The 20,586-nt window shown below is 66.0% G+C and carries 21 protein-coding genes; 2 read left to right on the forward strand and 19 right to left on the reverse strand.

Annotated features, from left to right (window positions below; translation table 11 throughout):
* Positions 1 to 123: 123 nt before the first annotated feature.
* The 6 genes from sucD to ACFJGT_RS18585 all read right to left on the reverse strand — a co-directional run bounded on the left by sucD (position 124) and on the right by ACFJGT_RS18585 (position 6,195).
* Positions 124 to 1,008 carry a succinate--CoA ligase subunit alpha gene (gene sucD / locus ACFJGT_RS18560; RefSeq protein ID WP_199092732.1) on the reverse strand — a complete coding sequence of 295 codons (885 nt, stop codon included), beginning with the start codon at positions 1,006 to 1,008 and terminating at the stop codon, positions 124 to 126.
* A 9-nt stretch (positions 1,009 to 1,017) separates the two neighbouring features.
* Entirely contained in the window at positions 1,018 to 2,214 is a 1,197-nt protein-coding gene (sucC, locus tag ACFJGT_RS18565) for an ADP-forming succinate--CoA ligase subunit beta (protein ID WP_377840733.1), read from the reverse strand.
* Positions 2,215 to 2,292: 78 nt separating this feature from the next.
* Entirely contained in the window at positions 2,293 to 3,255 is a 963-nt protein-coding gene (mdh, locus tag ACFJGT_RS18570; RefSeq protein WP_377840736.1) for a malate dehydrogenase, read from the reverse strand.
* Positions 3,256 to 3,567: 312 nt separating this feature from the next.
* Positions 3,568 to 4,167, reverse strand: a complete 600-nt coding sequence (locus ACFJGT_RS18575) for a TetR/AcrR family transcriptional regulator (protein WP_199092726.1) — start codon at positions 4,165 to 4,167, stop codon at positions 3,568 to 3,570.
* A 2-nt stretch (positions 4,168 to 4,169) separates the two neighbouring features.
* Positions 4,170 to 5,348, reverse strand: a complete 1,179-nt coding sequence (gene zapE / locus ACFJGT_RS18580; RefSeq protein WP_377840740.1) for a cell division protein ZapE — start codon at positions 5,346 to 5,348, stop codon at positions 4,170 to 4,172.
* Between the two features lie 94 nt (positions 5,349 to 5,442).
* Positions 5,443 to 6,195: an amino acid ABC transporter ATP-binding protein gene (locus ACFJGT_RS18585; RefSeq protein ID WP_377840744.1), complete on the reverse strand. Its 753-nt coding sequence runs from the start codon at positions 6,193 to 6,195 to the stop codon at positions 5,443 to 5,445.
* Between the two features lie 120 nt (positions 6,196 to 6,315).
* Here ACFJGT_RS18585 and ACFJGT_RS18590 point away from each other — a divergent pair, with 120 nt between their 5' ends.
* Entirely contained in the window at positions 6,316 to 6,702 is a 387-nt protein-coding gene (locus ACFJGT_RS18590) for an STAS/SEC14 domain-containing protein (protein ID WP_377840747.1), read from the forward strand.
* Positions 6,703 to 6,705: 3 nt separating this feature from the next.
* Here the strand turns inward: ACFJGT_RS18590 and phoB are convergent, their stop codons facing one another.
* The 7 genes from phoB to ACFJGT_RS18625 all read right to left on the reverse strand — a co-directional run bounded on the left by phoB (position 6,706) and on the right by ACFJGT_RS18625 (position 13,626).
* Positions 6,706 to 7,413: a phosphate regulon transcriptional regulator PhoB gene (gene phoB / locus ACFJGT_RS18595; protein ID WP_047576054.1), complete on the reverse strand. Its 708-nt coding sequence runs from the start codon at positions 7,411 to 7,413 to the stop codon at positions 6,706 to 6,708.
* 13 nt (positions 7,414 to 7,426) lie between these two features.
* A complete protein-coding gene (gene phoU, locus ACFJGT_RS18600) occupies positions 7,427 to 8,146 on the reverse strand; it encodes a phosphate signaling complex protein PhoU (protein WP_377840752.1) in 720 nt (239 codons plus the stop codon).
* A 206-nt stretch (positions 8,147 to 8,352) separates the two neighbouring features.
* Positions 8,353 to 9,153, reverse strand: coding sequence for a phosphate ABC transporter ATP-binding protein PstB (gene pstB / locus ACFJGT_RS18605; RefSeq protein WP_199091950.1), 801 nt, complete (start codon positions 9,151 to 9,153; stop codon positions 8,353 to 8,355).
* Between the two features lie 45 nt (positions 9,154 to 9,198).
* Entirely contained in the window at positions 9,199 to 10,083 is an 885-nt protein-coding gene (pstA, locus tag ACFJGT_RS18610) for a phosphate ABC transporter permease PstA (RefSeq protein ID WP_377840755.1), read from the reverse strand.
* 11 nt (positions 10,084 to 10,094) lie between these two features.
* A complete protein-coding gene (pstC, locus tag ACFJGT_RS18615; RefSeq protein WP_377840757.1) occupies positions 10,095 to 11,069 on the reverse strand; it encodes a phosphate ABC transporter permease subunit PstC in 975 nt (324 codons plus the stop codon).
* A 155-nt stretch (positions 11,070 to 11,224) separates the two neighbouring features.
* Entirely contained in the window at positions 11,225 to 12,250 is a 1,026-nt protein-coding gene (gene pstS / locus ACFJGT_RS18620) for a phosphate ABC transporter substrate-binding protein PstS (protein WP_377840760.1), read from the reverse strand.
* 317 nt (positions 12,251 to 12,567) lie between these two features.
* On the reverse strand, positions 12,568 to 13,626 hold the full coding sequence (locus ACFJGT_RS18625) for an ATP-binding protein (RefSeq protein WP_377840762.1): 1,059 nt from the start codon (positions 13,624 to 13,626) through the stop codon (positions 12,568 to 12,570).
* Positions 13,627 to 13,848: 222 nt separating this feature from the next.
* Here ACFJGT_RS18625 and ppk2 point away from each other — a divergent pair, with 222 nt between their 5' ends.
* A complete protein-coding gene (gene ppk2 / locus ACFJGT_RS18630; protein ID WP_377840765.1) occupies positions 13,849 to 14,799 on the forward strand; it encodes a polyphosphate kinase 2 in 951 nt (316 codons plus the stop codon).
* A 157-nt stretch (positions 14,800 to 14,956) separates the two neighbouring features.
* Here the strand turns inward: ppk2 and ACFJGT_RS18635 are convergent, their stop codons facing one another.
* The 6 genes from ACFJGT_RS18635 to ACFJGT_RS18660 all read right to left on the reverse strand — a co-directional run bounded on the left by ACFJGT_RS18635 (position 14,957) and on the right by ACFJGT_RS18660 (position 20,470).
* On the reverse strand, positions 14,957 to 16,243 hold the full coding sequence (locus ACFJGT_RS18635) for a TRAP transporter large permease (RefSeq protein WP_377840767.1): 1,287 nt from the start codon (positions 16,241 to 16,243) through the stop codon (positions 14,957 to 14,959).
* Complete coding sequence (locus tag ACFJGT_RS18640) at positions 16,240 to 16,752, reverse strand: TRAP transporter small permease (RefSeq protein WP_377840770.1); 513 nt, start codon at positions 16,750 to 16,752, stop codon at positions 16,240 to 16,242. The genes ACFJGT_RS18635 and ACFJGT_RS18640 overlap by 4 nt, the downstream gene beginning before the upstream one ends.
* A gap of 171 nt (positions 16,753 to 16,923) precedes the next feature.
* Positions 16,924 to 17,916, reverse strand: a complete 993-nt coding sequence (locus ACFJGT_RS18645) for a sialic acid TRAP transporter substrate-binding protein SiaP (protein ID WP_377840772.1) — start codon at positions 17,914 to 17,916, stop codon at positions 16,924 to 16,926.
* Positions 17,917 to 17,971: 55 nt separating this feature from the next.
* Positions 17,972 to 18,649 (reverse strand): GntR family transcriptional regulator, encoded by a 678-nt coding sequence (locus tag ACFJGT_RS18650; RefSeq protein WP_377840774.1) that lies wholly within the window; start codon positions 18,647 to 18,649, stop codon positions 17,972 to 17,974.
* 23 nt (positions 18,650 to 18,672) lie between these two features.
* On the reverse strand, positions 18,673 to 19,569 hold the full coding sequence (locus ACFJGT_RS18655) for a dihydrodipicolinate synthase family protein (RefSeq protein ID WP_377840777.1): 897 nt from the start codon (positions 19,567 to 19,569) through the stop codon (positions 18,673 to 18,675).
* A gap of 82 nt (positions 19,570 to 19,651) precedes the next feature.
* The gene (locus ACFJGT_RS18660; protein ID WP_377840781.1) at positions 19,652 to 20,470 is read right to left on the reverse strand and encodes a carbohydrate ABC transporter permease; all 819 of its coding nucleotides are present in this window, start codon (positions 20,468 to 20,470) and stop codon (positions 19,652 to 19,654) included.
* Positions 20,471 to 20,586 lie beyond the last annotated feature (116 nt).

The raw sequence follows: 20,586 nt of genomic DNA on the forward strand, positions 1-20,586 counted from the left end.
TTCAACTTGCCGTCATGCTCGGGCTTGCGCCCTGAGCATCTTGCCGTTTTGCCGTCGCCTCTTCCGGGACGAGATGGTCGGGTCAAGTCCGACCATGACGCGCCCCGGAGAGGCGTCAGGACCTCAGCCCTTCAACACTTCGACCAAGGTCTTTCCAAGGCGCGCCGGCGAGGGCGAGACCCGGATGCCCGCGGCTTCCATCGCCGCGATCTTGTCCTCGGCGCCGCCCTTGCCGCCCGAGATGATCGCGCCGGCATGGCCCATGCGGCGGCCGGGAGGGGCCGTGCGGCCGGCGATGAAACCGACCATCGGCTTCTTGCGGCCGCGCTTGGCCTCGTCCTTGATGAACTGCGCCGCGTCCTCTTCGGCCGAGCCGCCGATCTCGCCGATCATGACGATCGACTCGGTCTTGTCGTCGGCCAGGAACATCTCGAGCATGTCGATGAACTCGGTGCCCTTGACCGGGTCGCCGCCGATGCCGACGGCCGTGGTCTGGCCGAGGCCCTCGCGCGTGGTCTGGAACACCGCCTCATAGGTCAGCGTGCCCGAGCGCGAGACAATGCCGACCGAGCCCGGCTTGAAGATGTTCGCCGGCATGATGCCGATCTTCGACTGGCCGGCGGTGACGACGCCGGGGCAGTTCGGGCCGATCAGGCGCGACTTCGAGCCCGAGAGCGAACGCTTCACGCGCACCATGTCGAGCACCGGGATGCCCTCGGTGATGCAGATGATCAGCGGGATCTCGGCGTCGATCGCCTCGCAGATCGCGTCGGCGGCGCCCGGAGGCGGCACGTAGACGACCGAGGCGTCGGCGCCGGTCTTGGCCTTGGCCTCGTGCACGCTGTCGAAGACCGGCAGGCCGAGATGGAGCGAGCCGCCCTTCCCCGGAGAGGTGCCGCCGACCATCTGCGTGCCATAGGCGATCGCCTGCTCGGAGTGGAAGGTGCCGTTCTTGCCGGTGAAGCCCTGGCAGATGACCTTGGTGTTCTTGTCGATCAGGATGGACATGTCTGCTCCTCAGGCCTTCTTGACCGCGGCGACGATCTTCTGCGCGGCGTCGTCGAGGTCATCAGCGGGAATGACGTTGAGGCCGGACTCGCGGATGATCTGCTTGCCTTCCTCGACATTGGTGCCTTCGAGGCGCACGACCAGCGGAACCTGAAGGCCGACGGCCTTCACCGCGGCGATGACGCCGCGCGCGATGACGTCGCACTTCATGATGCCGCCGAAGATGTTGACGAGGATGCCCTTCACCTTCGGGTCGGCGGTGATGATCTTGAACGCCGCCGTCACCTTCTCTTCCGAGGCGCCGCCGCCGACGTCGAGGAAGTTCGCGGGGGATTCACCGTAGAGCTGGATGATGTCGAGCGTCGCCATGGCGAGGCCGGCGCCATTGACCATGCAGCCGATCGTGCCGTCGAGCGCGATATAGGCGAGGTCGTACTTGGAGGCCTCGATCTCCTTCTCGTCCTCTTCCGTGGTGTCGCGCAGCGCAACGACCTCGGGGTGACGGTAGAGCGAGTTCGAGTCGAACGAGACCTTGGCGTCCAGGCACTTGAGCTGGCCCTGGGTGGTCACGATCAGCGGGTTGATCTCGAGCATGTCCATGTCCTTGGCCACGAACGCGCTGTAGATCTGGCCGAGGACGGTGCCGGCCTGCTTGGCGAGATCGCCGGTTAGGCCGAGGATGCGCGCCATGGCGCGGCCGTGATGCGGCATGATGCCCGTGGCCGGATCGACCGAGAAGGTCTCGATCTTCTCAGGCGTGTCATGGGCGACGGCCTCGATGTCCATGCCGCCCTCGGTCGAGATGACGAAGGCGATGCGCGAGGTCTCGCGGTCGACCAGCGCCGAGAGGTAGAACTCCTTCTCGATGTCCGAGCCGTCCTCGATATAGAGGCGGTTGACCTGCTTGCCGGTCTCGCCGGTCTGGATCGTGACCAGCGTGTTGCCGAGCATCTCCTTGGCGTGGGCCTCGACCTCTGCGACCGACTTGGCCAGGCGAACGCCGCCCTTCGCGTCGGGGCCGAGTTCCTTGAACTTGCCCTTTCCGCGCCCGCCGGCGTGGATCTGCGACTTCACGACGTAAAGCGGCCCCGGCAGCTTCTTGGCGGCCTCGACCGCCTCAGCCACCGTGAGTGCCGGGAAACCGGCCGAAACGGGCGCGCCGAATTCCTTGAGGATGGCTTTGCCCTGGTATTCGTGGATGTTCATGTGCTCGGTTTCCCTGGCAGCGACAAAAATTGACGAAAGGGCGGCCGCGCGTCTCCGCGCCGCCGCCCTCGCTCTAGATCACGCGAGTGACGGATCGACGGTCTTGCAGGCGTCGATCAGGCCCTGGACCGAAGCCACCGACTTCGCCAGCATTTCCTTCTCGGCGCCGTTGAGGCGGATCTTGACGACGCGCTCGACACCCTTGGCGCCGATCACGACGGGAACGCCGACGAACATGTCCTTGACGCCGTACTGGCCCTTGAGCGCAGCCGCCGCCGGCAGCACGCGCTTCTGGTCCTTGAGATAGCTCTCGGCCATCGCGATCGCCGAGGCAGCCGGGGCATAGAAGGCCGAGCCGGTCTTGAGCAGGTTGACGATCTCGCCGCCGCCCTTGCGGGTGCGCTCGACGATGGCGTCCAGCTTCTCCTGCGTGGTCCACTTCATCTTGACGAGGTCCGGCAGCGGGATGCCGGCGACGCCGGAGTAGCGAACCAGCGGCACCATGTCGTCGCCATGGCCGCCGAGCACGAAGGCCGAGACGTCCTTGACCGAGACGTTGAACTCTTCGGCGAGGAAATAGCGGAAGCGGGCGGAGTCGAGCACGCCGGCCATGCCGCAGATCATGTTGGGCTTCAGGCCCGAGAACTTCTGGAGCGCCCAGACCATCGCATCGAGCGGGTTGGTGATGCAGATCACGAAGGCCTTGGGAGCGTACTGCTTGATGCCCTCGCCCACCGCCTTCATCACCTTGAGGTTGATGCCGATCAGGTCGTCGCGGCTCATGCCGGGCTTGCGCGGCACGCCGGCGGTGACGATGATCACGTCGGCGCCCTTGATGTCCTCGTAGGAGTTCGTGCCCTTGTAGCCGGCGTCGAAACCGTCGACCGGCGAGGACTCGGCGATGTCCAGGCCCTTGCCCTGCGGAATGCCCTCGGCGATGTCGAACAGGACGATGTCGCCCAGTTCCTTGAGGCCGGCGAGGTGGGCGAGCGTGCCGCCGATCTGGCCGGAGCCGATGAGGGCGATCTTCTTACGGGCCATTGCCTAGTCCTTTGTTTCTGGCGCTACCATCGATCCGGCCACTGCCGGCTTCGACATTCAAAATGCCTTGGCGCTGCGACAGGCCGGGGACCCGGCCAAACCGTGCGTTCCTTTGGCCCAAACCGGCCTTTTGCCGCAACCCTCGCCGCAAAAGCGGCTTTTCTCGGGCACGGGAGCCCCTCGCGCGGTATCACGCGAGGCCGCTCTTGATTTTTCAAGGACTTAGCGAAATCCCTTGCCCACACTCGGTTCCATCAGGAACGAAATCCGACGATTACAATTTACATATTTTGTAATTGGTCACCAGATTATTCACACGATCCCGCTGCCGAGCACGCGCAGGATGACGCGGATCAAGGTCGAGAGCCGGGTATCGACCGAGGCCTGCGGCACGTCCGCCTCCAGCGCCAGCGAGGCCGGATGGATGAAGCGGTTGGTGGCGTCGATCACGAAGGCGATCGCCCGGTCGCGGTCGCGCGGCTCGAACACGCCGGTCGCCATGCCCTCGTCGACCACCCGCTCGAACAGGGCACGCACGCGGGTCCGGTTGCGCCGACTGATCGCATGCCGCTTGGCAACAGCCAGCGACAAGGCCGCGAACAGATGCGGCTCTTCGGTCAGCAAGTCGCGATTGGCCTTGGCCAGCGCCAGGATCAGGCGCTCCAGCTTGTCGTCGGCGGGATCGGGCCCGTCCGCGACATCGGCCAGCCGGCGCTCGGTCGCCTTCAGCCAGACATCGACGACGGCGTCGATCAGCGCGCCCTTGGACGGGAAGTAGCGGTAGACATTGGCATGGGTCATGCCCGCCTCTTCCGCCACGGCGACGACGGTGAAGCGCTTCAGCCCGAACTTGCGCAGATGCTCGCCGGCGACCGTGAGGATGCGGGTCTCGCTCGGCTCGCGCTGCGCCATCGTCAAGTCTCGACCAGGCCGGTGGTATTCCCGCTCGCCGCCGAGTCGGGCCGGCCATGCGGCATCGCGAGGTATTCCTCGGAACGCATCTCGATCAGGCGGGAAACCGTGCGGTCGAACTCGAAGGCCTCGCGCCCCTTGTTCGCGCGATAGAGCTCATGCGGCTCGGCCGCTGCCGAGGCGACGAGCTTCACATGATGTTCGTAGAGCGTGTCGATCAGGATGATGAAGCGCTTGGCCTCGTTGCGTCGGTCGAAATCGAGGATGGGGATGTCGTCCAGCACCAGCGTGTGGAAGCGCTGCGCCAGCGCGATGTAGTCGGACGCGCCATAGGCCTGCGCGCAGAGATCGGCGAAGCTCGCCCGCGCCACGCTGCCGGCCGCCTGCGGCAGGACGAGATCGTGCCCCTGCACGTTCAGCACCGTGCGTTGCCCCTGCGCCACGCCGGACAGCGCCTTGAAGGCCGTATCGAGCGCAGCCTTCGCCTTCGCGTCGGCGGGCACATGATAGACCGGCGCGCCGCCGAGCTTCTCCAACCGGAAATCGGTGCGCGCATCGAGCTTGAGCACCTCGACCTTGGTCTGCAGCAATTCGATGAAGGGCAGGAACAGCGCCCGGTTGAGCCCGCCCTCATAGAGCCGCGACGGCTCGACATTCGAGGTCGCGACCACGACGACGCCGGCCGCGAACAGCGCCGTGAACAGCCGCCCGAGGATCATCGCATCGGCGATGTCGGTGACGGTGAACTCGTCGAAGCAGAGCAGATAGGCCTCATCAGCAAGATCCGCCGCAACCGGCGCGATCGGATCGGAATCCTTGACCTCGCCGCTCTTGATCTTCTGCCGATAGATGTTGATGCGACCATGCACGTCGGCGAGGAATTCGTGGAAATGCACGCGGCGCTTGCGCTTCACCGGCGCCGCCTCGAAGAACATGTCCATCAGCATGGTCTTGCCGCGGCCGACCGAGCCCCAGACATAGAGCCCTTTCGGCGCACTAGCCGTGTCCGGCTTCTTGCCGAAGAGCCAGCCGAGCGCGCTGCCCTTGCGGGCGAGGCGACGGGCTGCGAGCGTCTCGGTCAGCGCCTGGAGCTTCCTGACCACCGCGACCTGCGCGGGATCGCGCTCGATGGCGCCCGCCTCGACCAGGGCGGCATAACGGTCGGTGATCGAGGCTGACATGACGGTGGGCGCTGGCGATCCGGAGAAGACCTGACCGGGTTACGTTAGCCCTGCCCGCATCGCAAGCCCGCCGAGCATTTCCAGCGAAGCGCCTCTACGCCGACAGCGAGGCGAGAAAGTCGCGCAGACGCGCCTGCCTCGGCGCGGCGAGGAGGCTCCGAGGCGACCCGATCTCGACGATCTCGCCGCCATCCATGAAGGCGACCTGGTCGCCGGTTTCCCGGATGAAGCCGATTTCATGCGTCGCCACGATCAGGGTCGGGCCCGATCCCGCGAGGCCGCGCATGACCTCAAGCACTTCGCTCGCGGCATCCGGATCGAGCCCCGCAGTCGGCTCGTCCAGCAGCATCAATCTCGGCTTCGCCGCCAAGGCTCTGGCGACGGCAAGGCGCCGCTGCTGCCCGCCCGAAAGCTCGTTGGGATAGGCATCGCGCCTGTCGGGGAGCCCGACCCGTTCCAGCGCCGCCATCGCCTCCGCGACGATCTCTCGCCGCGACAGCTTCAGCCGGGCGAGCGGCCCTTCGAGAATGTGCTGCAGGGCGGTCATATGGTCGAACAGCGCGGGCCGTTGGGGGACCATGCCGACGGCGAGAGGCTGGCCTGCGGTCCCGGTCTCGATCGGCTGCCCGTCGACCTGGATCGTGCCCTCGTCGGCCGTCTCGCTCCCGTCGATGCAGCGCAGCAGCGTCGACTTGCCGGCGCCCGATGGCCCGATGATGCACTGGATCGCGCCGGGCGCGACCGCAAGCGAGACGTCGGTCAGCGCCTGCACGCCACCGAAGCGCTTGCCGACATGGGCGATCGTGACGGCCGCGCCTTCAGCCTTCGTGGTCTGCGCCGCGCTCACGTCGCGTCCTCCGCACCGTCCTTCGAGAATGGCGTTGGAGGCCATAGCGTTCGATCTGCGGCAAGACCAGCCCTGCGAACCTCGTCCGCGCCCGCGCGTTGTCGAGCAGGAGGACGATCCATGCTCACGATTCTGCCGGCCCCGGACCATGTCGCCGCCTATCGCCTGTCGCAGACGCTGACGGGAGAGGATCTCGACGCGATCATGGCCGACATCAACGCCCGGCTCGCCCGTCACGAGAAGCTCGGCATCCTAGCCGACATGACCGATTTCACTGACATGACGCTGGCCGCCGCCTGGAAGGACGCGCGCTACAGCCTCGGCAAGCTCTGGGAGCTCAGGCGTTTCCCGAAGGAGGCCGTGATCACCGACAGGGGCTGGCTCGCCGGCTTCGTCGAACTGCTCGACCCGGCGATCCCCTTCGTGAAGGTCCGCGCCTTCAAGCCCGAGGACTACGAGAAGGCGCTGAGCTGGGTCGGCGATATCGAGGGCGGCCCGAACGCCTGAGGCTTAAGCGGCCCCGCCGCGCGCAAAGGTCTCGTCGAAGGCGTAGCCGGCGCCACGCACGGTGCGCAGCGGGTCCTTGGCATCGCCCGGCGTGATCGCCTTGCGCAGCCGCCCGACATGGACGTCGACCGTGCGCTCGTCGATATAGACGTCGCGGCCCCAGACGGCATCGAGCAGCTGGGCGCGGGAATAGACCCGGCCCGGCGCCTGCATCAGGAATTCCAGCAGGCGGAACTCGGTCGGCCCGAGATGGAGTTCACTGCCCGCGCGGCGGACGCGGCGCGTCGTACGGTCGAGTTCGAGATCGCCCGCCGCCAATAGCCCCGCGACGTGACCTGGCTTCGCCCGGCGCAAAAGCGCCTGGATGCGTGCGATCAGCTCCGGCAGCGAGAACGGCTTCACGACATAGTCGTCGGCGCCGGTCGCAAGGCCACGCACCCGCTCGGTCTCCTCGCCGCGCGCCGTCAGCATGATGATCGGCACGCGCTCGGTGTCGCGACGCGAGCGCAGCCGGCGGCAGAGCTCGATGCCGGACAGGCCCGGCAGCATCCAGTCGAGCAGGACGAGATCGGGCGTGTGATCGCGCAGATGCAGCTCCGCATCGTCCCCGCGCGCGACGCTGTCGACCTCGAAGCCCTCGGCTTCGAGGTTGTAGCGCAGCAGCAGGGTGAGCGGCTCTTCGTCCTCGACGATCAGGATACGTGCGGCCATGATGGCTTTGACCTTAGCTTCCCGTCACCGCTTCGACCTCGATATTGGTCGTGTCGAGCTTGGGGCGGTTCGCATCGAGGGAATCGCCGGTGACGAGGTAATGGATCGTCTCGGCGATATTGGTGGTGTGGTCGCCGATGCGCTCGATGTTCTTGGCGCAGAACAGCAGATGCGTGCAGAAGGTGATGTTGCGCGGGTCCTCCATCATATAGGTCAGGAGTTCGCGGAACAGCGAGGTGTAGAGCGCGTCGATCTCGTCGTCGCGCTTCCAGACCTCGAGCGCCTTCTGCTCGTTGGTCGCGGCATAGGCGTCGAGCACGTCCTTGAGCTGGGCCTGCACCAGGCGGCTGATATGCTCCAGGCCGACGACCGCGCGATGCGGCGGCTGGAACTGCCCGGCGATGGCGACAGCGCGCTTGGCGATGTTCTTGGCGAGATCGCCGACGCGCTCGATGTCCGAGGCAAGGCGGATCGCCGAGATCAGCTCGCGCAGGTCCTGCGCCAGCGGCTGGCGCCGGGCGATGGTGAGCACGGCCTTCTCCTCGACCTCGCGCTGGAGGTTGTCGAGACGCTGGTCGGCCGAGATGATCTTCTGGGCGAGCGCGGTGTCGCGGCGAACGAGCGCCACCGTGGAATCGCCCAGCATGCGCTCGGCCATGCCGCCCATTTCGGCGAGGCTGCGGCGGATGCCTTCGAGATCGGTGTCGTAGGAGCGGACGATGTGGTCGGTCATGGCGGCGTGTCCTCTAGATCATTGGCGCCGGTGCAGCGTCGTCTTGTTCGGATCGGATTGCGCATCCTTCAGCCCTCATGCTGAGGAGCAAGCGAAGCTTGCGTCTCGAAGGATGCTCCAGATGGTTCCGGAGCCTCCTGGACCATCCTTCGAGACGCCGAATGCGCGGCTCCTCAGGATGAGGGCTGCTAGTTTGAAACCGGTCCTTAGCCGAAACGGCCGGTGACGTAGTCCTGGGTCTGCTTCTTGGCGGGGTTCATGAAGATCGTGTTGGTCGGTGCGAACTCGATGACCTCGCCGAGATACATGAACGCGGTGTACTGCGAGATGCGCGCCGCCTGCTGCATGTTGTGCGTGACGATCGCGATGGTGAAGTCGCTCTTGAGCTGCTCCAGCAGGTCCTCGATCTTGCCGGTCGAGATCGGGTCGAGCGCCGAGGTCGGCTCGTCGAACAGGATCACTTCCGGCTTCTGCGCGATGGTGCGCGCGATGCACAGGCGCTGCTGCTGGCCGCCGGAGAGGCCCATGCCGGAGCTCTTCAGCTTGTCCTTGACCTCGTCCCAGAGCGCGGCGCGGCGCAGCGCGCCCTCGACGCGGTCGTCGAGCTCCGACTTCGGCGGCTTCTCGTAGAGGCGGATGCCGAAGGCGACGTTGTCGTAGATCGACATCGGGAACGGCGTCGGCTTCTGGAAGACCATGCCGACGCGCGAGCGCAATTCGTTCACGTCGACATCGTTGGAGATGATGTTGCGGCCGTCGAGCATGATCTGCCCTTCCGCGCGCTGCTCCGGATAGAGCGAGTAGATCCGGTTGAAGATGCGCAGCAGGGTCGACTTGCCGCAGCCCGACGGGCCGATCAGCGCCGTGACGTGGCGGTCGCGGAAGTCCAGATTGATGTTCTTCAGCGCCTTGTGCTCGCCGTAGTAGAAATCGAGGTTCTTCACCGCGATCCGGACGGGCGCCTCGGCATCGAGCGACTGGGGGGAGAGTTCAAGGGTCGAAAGCATCGACTTAGGTCCTCAAGGTCGGTCGCGACCGGGTTGGTTTCAGGCTCACTTGCTGCCGGCGACGATACGCCGGGCAACGATCGAGAGCACGAGGATCGAGACGGTGATGATGAGAGAGCCGGCCCAGGCGAGCTGCTGCCAGTTCTCGTAAGGGGCGGAGGCGAACTGGTAGATCGTCACCGGCAGGTTAGAGACGCCGCCGACGAGCGTCGGCGAGAACCAGAAATTGTTGTTCAGCGCGGTGAAGAGCAGCGGCGCGGTCTCGCCGGCGATGCGGGCGAGCGCCAGCAGGATGCCGGTGACCATGCCGGCCTTGGCCGCGCGCCAGGTCACCGAGGTGATGACGACGGAGGGCGGCGCGCCGAGCGCGGCGCCGGCCTCGCGCAAGGGTCCGGGCACGAGGCTCAGCATGTCCTCGGTCGTGCGCACGATCACGGGGATCGCGATGATGCCGAGCGCGACGCCGCCGGCCCAGCCGGAATAGCCCCGGAACGGCTCGACCAGGATGACGTAGACGAACAGGCCGATCAGGATCGACGGCGCCGAGAGCAGGATGTCGTTGATGAAGCGGATCAGGTTGGCGAGCTTCGAGCGGCGGCCGTATTCGGCAAGCCAGGTCCCGGCCAGAACGCCGATCGGCGTGGCGATGGCGATGCCGAGGAAGGTCAGCACGAAGGAGCCGACGATGGCGTTGGCGATGCCGCCGCCTTCCGTGCCGGGGCCGGGCGTGACCGCCGTGAAGGTCGCGACGGAGAGCCCGCCGATCCCCTTCACCACGAGCATGCCGAGGATCCAGAACAGCACGAAGATCGCGGTGAAGGTGAAGCCGGTGGCGATGATCTTCATCAGCCGGTCGGCGGTGCGGCGGGACTGGCGCACGCGCCCCCAGGGCTGATGCGGCAATTCGCGAGGCGTGGTCGTCATGGTCATGGAGGTTAGCCTCAGTAGCGCTTGACGCGGGCGACCAGCAGTCGCGCGATGACGAGGACGACGAAGGTGACGAAGAACAGGATGCAGCCCAGCGCGATCAGCGAGTTGAGCTGCAGGCCCATGGCCTCGTTGAACTCGTTGGCGATGCGCGAGGCGATGGTCGAGCCGGGATCGAGGATCGAGGCCGAGAGCCGGTTGGCGTTGCCGACGACGAAGGTCACCGCCATCGTCTCGCCGAGCGCGCGGCCCAGCCCCAGCATGATCGCGCCGATGATCGAGACGCCGGCCTGCGGCACCAGCACATGGCGCACGACCTCCCAGGTCGTGGCGCCGATGCCATAGGCGCTCTCGCGCAGCACCGAGGGGATCTGCTCCAGCATGTCGCGGGTGATCGAGGCGATGAACGGCACGATCATGAAGGCGAGGATGATGCCGGCGGTGAAGATGCCGAGACCCGAGGGCGAGCGCGAGTAGAGCACCGTGCCGACGATCGGGATGCCCTCGACGATGTTCGAGAGCGGGATCTGCACATAGGCCGCGAAGAGCGGCACGAAGACGAACAGGCCCCACATGCCGTAGATGATCGAGGGCACGGCGGCCAGCAGCTCGATTGCGGTCGAGACAGGCCTCTTGAACCAGGCCGGCGCGAGCTGCGTCAGGTAGACCGCGATGCCCAGCGAGAGCGGCACGCCGATCACCAGCGCGATCAGCGCCGTCGAGAGCGTGCCGACGATCGCCGGCCAGGCGCCGTATTGCTCGTTCTGGGTGTCCCAGACGCTGGAGGTGATGAAGCCGAGGCCGAATTCGCGGAAGGCCGGCCAGCCGCCGATGATCATCGAGAGCATGATGCCGGCGAGCAGCACCAGCACCAGCAGCGCGGCGCCGAAGCTGGCATTGCGGAAGACGAGATCGAAGGTCGCCTTCGGCGTCTTGCGCACGATCGGCGTCGCGCCGGGAATGCTGGTCATGTCGGTTGCTGCGGTCATCCGCGGAGGCTCCGGTGGCATGGCCGGGATCGTCGGGAGGCCCGCCCGATCCCAGCCCTCATCCTGAAGAGCCTCCCGCGGGAGCTCCTCAGGATGAGGGCTTGATGAGGGTGGCGAGGCGGGTCGAACCCGCCTCGCCCTGTCGATGGAAGCGATCAGAAGATCGGCTTGCCCGAGGTGTCGGTCACGCCCTTCCAGGCGCTGCGGACCTGGTCCTTCACGTTCGCCGGCAGGGCGACGTAGTCGAGCTCGCTGGCGAGCTTGTCGCCGTTCTTGTAGACCCAGTCGAAGAACTTCAGCGCGGCCTGCGTCTCTTCCGGCTTCTCCGGCTTGGCATAGACCAGGATGAAGGTCGCCGAGGTGATCGGCCAGGCATCCGCGCCCTTCTGGTTGTTGAGCGAGATGCCGAAGCCCGGCTGCTCGTTCCAGTTGGCGTTGGCGGCGGCGGCCTGGAAGGCCTTCTCTTCCGGCGCCGGGAAGTTGCCGTCGGCATTCTTCACCAGGGCGTGCGAGAGCTTGTTCTGCTTGGCATAGGCATACTCGACATAGCCGATCGAGTTGGCGACCTGCTTGACCGAGGCCGAGACGCCCTCGTTGCCCTTGCCGCCGATGCCGACCGGCCACTGGACCGACTGGTTGGCGCCGATCTTGGACTTCCATTCGGCCGAGGCCTTGGCGAGATAGTCGGTGAACACGAAGGTCGTGCCCGAGCCGTCCGAACGGTAGACCGGGTTGATGTTCGCGTCCGGCAGGGTGACGCCGGCATTGAGCGCGACGATCTTCGGGTCGTTCCACTTCTTGATGTCGCCCAGATAGATCTGCGCGATGATCTCGCCCGAGAGCTTGAGCTTGCCCGGCTCGACGCCGGCGATGTTCACGGCCGGCACGACGCCGCCCATCACGGTCGGGAACTGGATCAGGCCGTCCTTGGTCAGGTCCTCGCCCTTGAGCGGGGCGTCGGTCGCGCCGAAGGCGACGGTCTTGGCCTTGATCTGGCGGATGCCACCACCCGAGCCGATCGACTGGTAGTTCAGGCCGGTGCCGGTCTCTTTCTTGTAGGCCTCGGCCCACTTCGAATAGATCGGGAAGGGGAAGGTCGCGCCGGCGCCGGTGATGTCGGCAGCCTGGGCGGAACCGGCGATCCCGGCGGCAACGGCCGCGAGAACGAGAATCTTGCGCATGTGAGATGTCCTCATTGGGTCGCTATATGCAGCGGCCCTGTCAGAACACCCTCTGTATGACAGCCAAATGACAATCCGTCATGAAAGCTGTCATAGATGCCCGGCATGCACGGATTAGGCGGCGGAGGCGCCTTGTCGAAACCACCTCTGTCATTCCGGGGCTTCGCGGAGCGAAGAACCCGGAACCCACGACCGGGCGAGCCTTTGGCAGCAGCCTAATCGCCAACGCGAACCCAGTCGTGGGTTCCGGGTTCGCGCCTGCGGCGCGCCCCGGAATGACAAGCGGGTCGCTCGAAGCGACCGAGCGTCAACCAAGCCTAGCCGTGGGCTCTCCCGGCCTCGAAACGCGGCAGGATCGCCTTGAAGGTCGCGCCTTCGCCCGGCTTGCTCTCGATCGTCAGCCGCCCGCGATGGCGCAGCACGATATGCTTCACGATGGCGAGACCCAGGCCCGTGCCGCCGGCCTCGCGGCTCGCGGCGGTATCGACCCGGTAGAAGCGTTCGGTCAGGCGCGGCAGATGCTCCGGCGCGATGCCTGGCCCATCATCGCGCACGCTGAAGCTCGCCTCGCTCTCGCCGGCCTCGACGGTGATCGCGACCTCTCCACCGGGCTTGCCGTATTTGATGGCGTTCTCGACGAGGTTCTCCATCAGGCGCAGCAATTCGTCGCGGTCGCCCGGCACCTGCAGCGCCTCGTGCGGCGTCTTCAACGCCAGCGTGACGTCGCGCTCCCGCGCCATCAGCGTCAGCGAATCGACGATCTCGCGGGCGATGCCGGCGAGATCGACCGGCGTATCCGGCGCGACATGGGCGCGCTGCTCGATCCGCGACAGCGAGAGCAGGTCGTCGACGAGCCGCGCCATGCGCAGGCCCTGCTCGCGCATGATGCCGAGGAAGCGCTCGCGCGCCCGCTCGTCATTGCGGGCCGGCCCCTGCAAGGTCTCGACGAAACCGAGCAGCGAGGCGAGCGGCGTGCGCAACTCATGGCTGGCATTGGCGACGAAATCGACGCGCATGCGCTCGATCACGCGCTGCTCGCTCAGGTCCTGGAAGGTCAGGAGCGTCGCGTGGCGCAGGCCGCTGTCGTTCAGCGCGGCGATATGGATGCGGAAGGTCCGCTCGACCGGCACGCGCTCGACCAGCTCGACGGTCTTGCGTCCGCCTCCGAGCGCGACGTGCTCGATCGCGTCGTTGAGATCGGGGTCGCGCAGCACGAGCGCCAGCAGCTTGCCGACCGCGAGTCCTGGGATCAGGACGGGCATGGCCGGGCTCAGCGCCTGCGCCACGCCCTGGCCGTCGAGCAGCACGGCCGGCGCGCCGAGCGCCTCGACCATGTCCCGCACCAGCGCGGCATTGGAAGCCGAAAGATTGACCATGGAGAACCCGGAGACAGACGGCGGGTGCCGACGGGCCTCTTCCTGAGCGGAAGCGCGACGGGCGTCAATTCCCTTCCGCGGCCTGAAGCATTTTCAAGCGAAGTGGACACCGGTTCGCGTGAAGAAAATGCGACAAAACAAGGAGCTAGAGTAATTCCGCTATTCGGGTAATTGCGGAATTGCTCTAGCCGGCTAGGCTGTCCCCACAGCGGAGGTCTGACCATGGCGAAGAAGTTCTCGGGTTCGGACGTGAAGGATCCCATCGTCGTGCCATCGGAGAAACCTGCAAGGCCCGCCAAGACGCGCACCAAAGCCATCAAGGCGAAGGACTTCGACCTCGAAGCCGACAGCCTGCCCGAAGCGATCATCGATGCCGCCTATCACAGCGGCAACTATCCCTATGGCAAGCGGATGAAGCGCAAGCGCTACAACCGCGAGATGGAGCCGCTGCAGATCGAACTGCAGAAGCTGACGCGCTGGACGGCCAAGCATGGCGAGCGGATCGTCATCGTCTTCGAAGGCCGCGACGGCGCCGGCAAGGGCGGCACCATCGCCCGCTTCACCCAGCATCTCAATCCGCGCCAGGCCCGCATTGTCGCCCTGCCCAAGCCCTCCGACACCGAGAAGGGCCAGTGGTATTTCCAGCGCTATGCCGCGCAGATGCCCACCGCCGGCGAGATCGTGTTCTTCGACCGCTCCTGGTACAACCGCGCCGGCGTCGAGCGTGTCATGGGCTTCTGCAAGCCGGAAGAAACCGAGCAATTCCTGAAAGAGGCGCCGGTTTTCGAGGGCATGCTCGCCCGCGACGGCGTTCGCCTGATCAAGCTCTTCCTGACCATCGGGCGCGAGATGCAGATGACGCGGCTGCACGCCCGCTGGCACGATCCGCTCAAGCGCTGGAAGCTGTCGCCGATCGATTTCGAGTCGGTCCCGCGCTTCGACGATTATTCCCGCGCCTTCGACGAGATGCTGTCCCGGACCTCGACCGAGGCCGCGCTCTGGCATGTCGTGCGCAGCAACGACAAGCTTCGCGCTCGGCTCAACGCCATCCGCCATGTGCTGAAGGCGATCCCTTACAAGGGCAAGGACGAAGCCGCGATCGGGCTGCTGGACGAGGACATCGTCATTCCGGTCGATCGCTATCTCGACAATGGCGGCGAGCCGGAGAGCTGAGGCCCTGCCACGAATTCTTCAGCCCTCATCCTGAGGAGCCGCGTGAGCGGCGTCTCGAAGGATGATCCAGATCGTTCCGGACCCTCCTGAAACATCCTTCGAGACGGCCCTGACGGGCCTCCTCAGGATGAGGGCTTGGAATGGCAGCCGGCCAGCCTCACGGCCCCATCACATGGTTCGGCAGCCAGGTCGTCAGGGGCGGCCAGAGCGTGATCATGGCCAGCACCACCAGGAGCGGCACGAGCCAGGGCAGGATCGCCTTAGACATCGTCTCGAACGAGACATTGGCGATGCGCGTCACCACGAACAGCACCACCCCGATCGGCGGATGGATCGTCCCCAGGATCAGGTTCAGGATCATGATGATGCCGAACTGGACGGGGTCGATGCCGAAGCTATGCGCCGCCGGCACCAGGATCGGGATCAGGATCAGCAGCGCGGCCAGCGCTTCCATGAAGCAGCCGACGACGAGCAGGATCAGGTTGCAGACCAGCAGGAAGACGAGCGGGTCCTTGATCGTCTCGACGATCAGCGGCGTCAGCGTCTGCGGCACGCGCGAGATCGACATGCACCAGCCGAGCGCCCCCGCCGCCATCACCAGGACCGTGACGAGGCCCGTGGTCTCGACCGTCTCGATCAGGATCGGCCAGAGCTGCTTCACCTCCAGCGTGCGATAGACGAAGAAGCCCAGGAACAGCGCGTAGAGACAGGCGACGGCCGCCGCTTCCGTCGGGGTGAACACGCCGGTGAACATGCCGCCGAGGATCAAAGGCGGCGTCATCAGCGCGAAGAAGCCGTTGAAAAAGCTGCGGCCGATCTCGCGGAAGCCCTTGAACGGCTCCTTCCGGAAGCCCTGCCGCTTGGCGATGATCGCGACCATCACCATTAGTGACAATCCCATCAGGATGCCGGGGATGACGCCGCCGATGAAGAGCCGGCCGATCGAGACATCGGCCGTCACGCCGTAGATCACCATCGGCAGCGAAGGCGGGATGATCGGCCCGATCGTAGCCGCTGCCGCCGTGATCGAGGCCGCCGTCTCCGGCCGATAGCCGGCCTTGCGCATCGCCCGGATCTCGATCGCGCCCGAGCCCGCCGCGTCCGCGACGGCCGAGCCGACCATGCCGGCGAAGATCATGCTGGTCAGGATCGAGGCATGGGCATAGCCGCCGCGCAGCCAGCCGAGCACCGCCGTGGCGAAGGCGACGATGCGGTCGGTGATGCGCGCCGCGCCCAGGATGTTGCCCATCAGGATGAAGAGCGGCGCCGCCACGATCGGGAAGGAGTTCATCGCCTGCGCCATCTTCTGCGGCACGATCGAGGCGGAAAAATCGCCGATCAGCACGAAGGCGAAGGCGGCAAGCCCCATCGAGGCGAAGAGCGGGAACCCCGCCAGGATCGAGAGCAGCCAGACGGCCGAGATCTGAAAGATCAGCGTGCTCACTCGGCCGCCTCCTGCAGCGTCGGCGCAATTGGCTGAAACGGCGGATCGTTCCAGTTCCTGACATTGTCGATCAATTCGGCCAGTCCCTGCAGCGCCGTGACGACGCCCGCTACCAGCATCGGCACATAGAGCAGCCCCATCGAGAGCGGCACGGTCGTCGCCTCGAGATCATAGTTCGCCTGGATCAGATGGACGCTGTACCAGCTCACCAGCAGGCCGAAGACGACCATCGCCGATTGCATCACGCTCTCGGCCGCCCGCCAGCCATGCTGCGGCAGCAGGTTATGGAAGAAGCGGATGCGGATATGCGCGCGCCGCCGGCTCGCCAGGATCCAGCCGGCGACGGCGACCCATAGCATCAGGAAGCGCGAGACCTCGTCGGTCCAGATCAACGGCTCGCCCAGCGCCCGCGTGACGATGCCGAGGGTGACAACGACGAGCAGCGCGACGATGAGGATCGCCGCGATCACCTCCGTCAGGCGGTCGAAAACCCTGGACCAGCGCGTCATGCGGATGCCTTTGCGACAGTGGAGATCAAATGCGCGTCATCCCGGGCACAGCGAAGCGGAGACCCGGGATCCATGCCTGAGCATTTCCGGTGGAAGCTCCGGCATCGATCCCGGATCGGCGCGGCTGAAGCCGCTTGTCCGGGATGACCCGCGTGGTTCCGAGGAACCGGGTCAAAGCCCCTGGATGCGGTCCCAGAGGCCCTTGCCCCATTTGCTCTCGAACTTGGCGGGAACCGTCGCCAGCACCGGCTTGCGGAAGGCCTCGTTGTCCGGCTTGATCACCGTCATGCCGCCCTTCGCCAGCGTGTCGGCAAGGCCCTTTTCCTGCTCCAGGATCTCGTTGTCCTGCCAGGTCGCGGCCTTGTCGACCGCAGCGACGACGAGATCGCGATCGGCCTGCGGAATCTTCTGCCAGGCCGCCTCGTTCACGATCACCAGCCGCGGCGTGATGATATGGGCGGTCAGCACGAGGTATTTCTGGACCTCGCCGAGCTTGGCCGAGGCGATCGTCGGGAGCGGATTTTCCTGCCCGTCGACCGCGCCTTGCGACAGCGCGAGATAGAGCTCGGAAAAGTTGAGCGGCGTCGGCCGCGCGCCCCAGGCTTCCGCCATCGCCCGGAAGGTGTCGACCTCCGGCACGCGCAGCTTGAAGCCCTTCATGTCGTCGACGGAGTTGATCGCCTTCTTGCCGCTGGTGAGATGGCGCACCCCGTAATAATTGACCCCGATCATGCGCATGCCGCGCTTCTCGACCAGCGCCTTGTTGAGCTCGTCGATCAGCGGGGATTTCAGCGCGCGCGTCATATGCGCCGCGTCCTTCCAGATATAGGGCGCCTCGATGATCGAGAGCTGCGGCACGAACTGGCCGAGCTGCGCCGCGCCTTCCGTCACCATGGTCAGCGCGCCCGATGCGACCGATTCCACCATGTCGCGGGAGGAGCCGAGCTGCCCGTTCGGGAAGGACTGGACGTCGATGCGCCCGCCGGTCTTCTCCTTGATCTCGGCGGCGGCCTTCACCGCGCTCTGCGGCGAGGGATGGCTCGCCGGCTGGCCGTCGGCCCAGCGCAGCACCAGCGCCTGCGCCCTCAGGATGTTGGGCGCCGCGATCGCAGCCGTCCCCGCCGCCGCCGCGGCCATGAATTCGCGCCTCGTCTGCTTCGTCATCGCCTGTTCCCTCCGGGGAGCGGCCGGTTTGTCCGGCTCGTGATGGTTGCGGTCGTCAGTACTGCATCGCCCGCGCGCGGGCGTTGCCGATATGGATGCTCATTTCCTCCGACGCGCGTTCGGGATCACGGCTCTCGATCGCGGCGATGATCTTGAGATGGTCCTGCATCACCGGCACGAGGATGTGGTTCTGGATGCGCGTCTCGTACTGGCGGATCAGCCGGATCTTCAGCCAGGTCACGCGGAAGGCCTGGCTGACGATGTCGTTGTCGAGATGGTCGATGATCGCCTCGTGCATCAGGCGGTCGACGTCCTCGGCATCCTCGATCAGGCGCTCGTCGCCGCCGGCCTCGGCCCGCGCGATGATCGCCTCGTGGCGGGCGCGCTGCTCGGCGATCTCGTCCTCGGTCGCATTCTGGGTGTAGAGCGCCGTCGCCTCCTTCTCCAGGAAGAGCCGGAACTGGAAGGCGTTGCGGATCAGGTTGAGATCGACATGGGCGACCTGCATGCCGCGCTGCGGCACGGTCTTGATCAACCCCTCCGCCTCCAGTCGCGGCACGAGTTCGCGGATGGCGCCGAGCGGAAAGCCCGTCATCGCGACGAGCTCGCGCTGGGTCACAAACTGGCCGGGCTTGATCTCGCGCGCCAGCAATCGCTCGGTGAAGGAGGCATAGGCGCGCTCCCTCAGCTTCAGCGGTTCGCCCTCGCGCGCTTCCTGCTCCGGCTCGTTCACGATCCCTCCTTGCGACATCCCTGTCAGGCTGCCTTCGCCTGCTTGATCGAATCGAAGGCGGCGAAGAGCCGCTTGCGGGTCGCGGCGTCCAACGCTTCCAGCGGCGGGCGCATCGCGCCATAGCCGTCATCGCCATGGATATGGCCGACCAGCGCCTTCACCGCCGCCAGCACCGGATGCGAGCAGATCTCGTCGACCAGCGCATTCACCACCGGGCTGTCCTTGCCTTCGTAGACCATCGGCCGCAGCAGGCCCGGCGCGAGATTGGCAAGACCGCAGATCGTGCCCTCGGCGCCGTTGCGCACCGCCTTGGCGAGCTGGCGCTCGTCGCCGACGAGGATGGCGAGCTCGCCATGGGCCTTCAGCAGCGCTTCGGTATTGGCATAGCTGCCCGAGGAATCCTTGACGCCGATGACGAGGCCGGGGAACGCGGTCTTGAGCCGCTGCACCAGGCCGACGCTGATATCGACCGCCGTCACCGAAGGGATGTGGTAGACGACGACATTCCGGGCGGAGGCGCCGAGCTTCTCGAAGAACTGCGAGAACCAGACATAGAGCCCCTCGTCGCTGACGCCCTTGAAGTAGAAGGGCGGCGCGACCAGCAGGCCCTTCGCCCCGGCATCGAGCGCGATGCGCGCCTGCTCCACCGCCTCATGCATCGAGGCTGCGGCGACACCGGCATAGATCTGCTTTGCAGGGTCGATACCTGCCCCGATCAGCGCGCCCATCATCGCGGTCCGCGCCGGCAGGCCGAGCGCCGCGCCCTCGCCCGTCGTGCCGAACAGGGTGACGGAATCGCAGCCCTCCGCCAGCACATGGCGCGCGTGATGGACGAGGCGCGGCAGGTCGACGCTGCCGCCTTCCCGCATCGGGGTGGTGATCGCACAGGAGAGGCCGAAGCGGGTCTTCTTTGAGGCCATGGGATGAGCTTTCAGAACTGAACGTTGGCTGACATGTTAGTATGGAGATAGAGCCGCCCGCAAGCGATTCCGCAGGCATTGGCTAGCCGTCCTTGAGGCCTCCGGCGGAGAGGCCGGCGACGATCTGGCGCTGGGCGATGACGGTGACGAGGAGCACGGGCAGCGTCACCAGAAGGGCAGCCGCGGCGAGCGGGCCCCAGGAGATCTGCTCGAAGGTCAGCGAATTGTAGACGGCCGAGGGTAGCGTCCGGCTCCCCTTGCCGCCGAGCACGACAGAGAAGATGAAGTTGTTCCAGGAGAAGATGAAGGCGAGGATGCCGCCGACGACGATGCCGGGCTTGGCCAGCGGCAGCGCGACATGGCGGAAGGCCTGCCAGGTGGTGGCGCCGTCGATGCGCGAGGCATCCTCCAGCTCCATCGGCACGTTCTCGAAATACCCGATCATGATCCAGACGATGATCGGGATGGTGATGACGAGATGGGTGATGACCAGCGCCGTGATCGAGCCGACCAATCCCGTGATCTGGAACAGCAGGAAGAGCGGGATCAGGTAGGACAAAGCCGGCGTCATCCGCGCGACCAGGATCAGCACCGCGAATTTATGCGCCTTGCCGCGCGCGATGCCGTAGCCGGCCGGCACGCCGACGATGAGACCAAGCAACACAGCCCCGCCCGTGACCAGGATCGAGTTCCAGAGATAAAGCCCGAAATTGTTCTGCGCGAAGACGTCGACATAGTTCTTCAGCGTCGGCGGGTTCGGGATGAAGACCGGCGGGAAAGCGGTGTTGTCGAGCTCGTTCTTGAGCGACAGCGAGATCATCCAGAGGAAGACCAGCACCGCCGGCGAGACGAGCACGAAAACCGAGGCCCAGAAGCCGGCTTTCTTGAGCGCGCGGTTCATGACGCCATATCTCCTGAGCCCTCATCCTGAGGAGCGCCGCAGGCGCGTCTCGAAGGATGCTTCAGTGCGCTCTGGAACATCCTTCGAGACGCCGCTTCGCGGCTCCTCAGGATGAG

The organism is Allobosea sp. UC22_33, from assembly GCF_042700715.1.
In the GTDB taxonomy this organism is placed as follows: Bacteria; Pseudomonadota; Alphaproteobacteria; order Rhizobiales; family Beijerinckiaceae; genus Allobosea.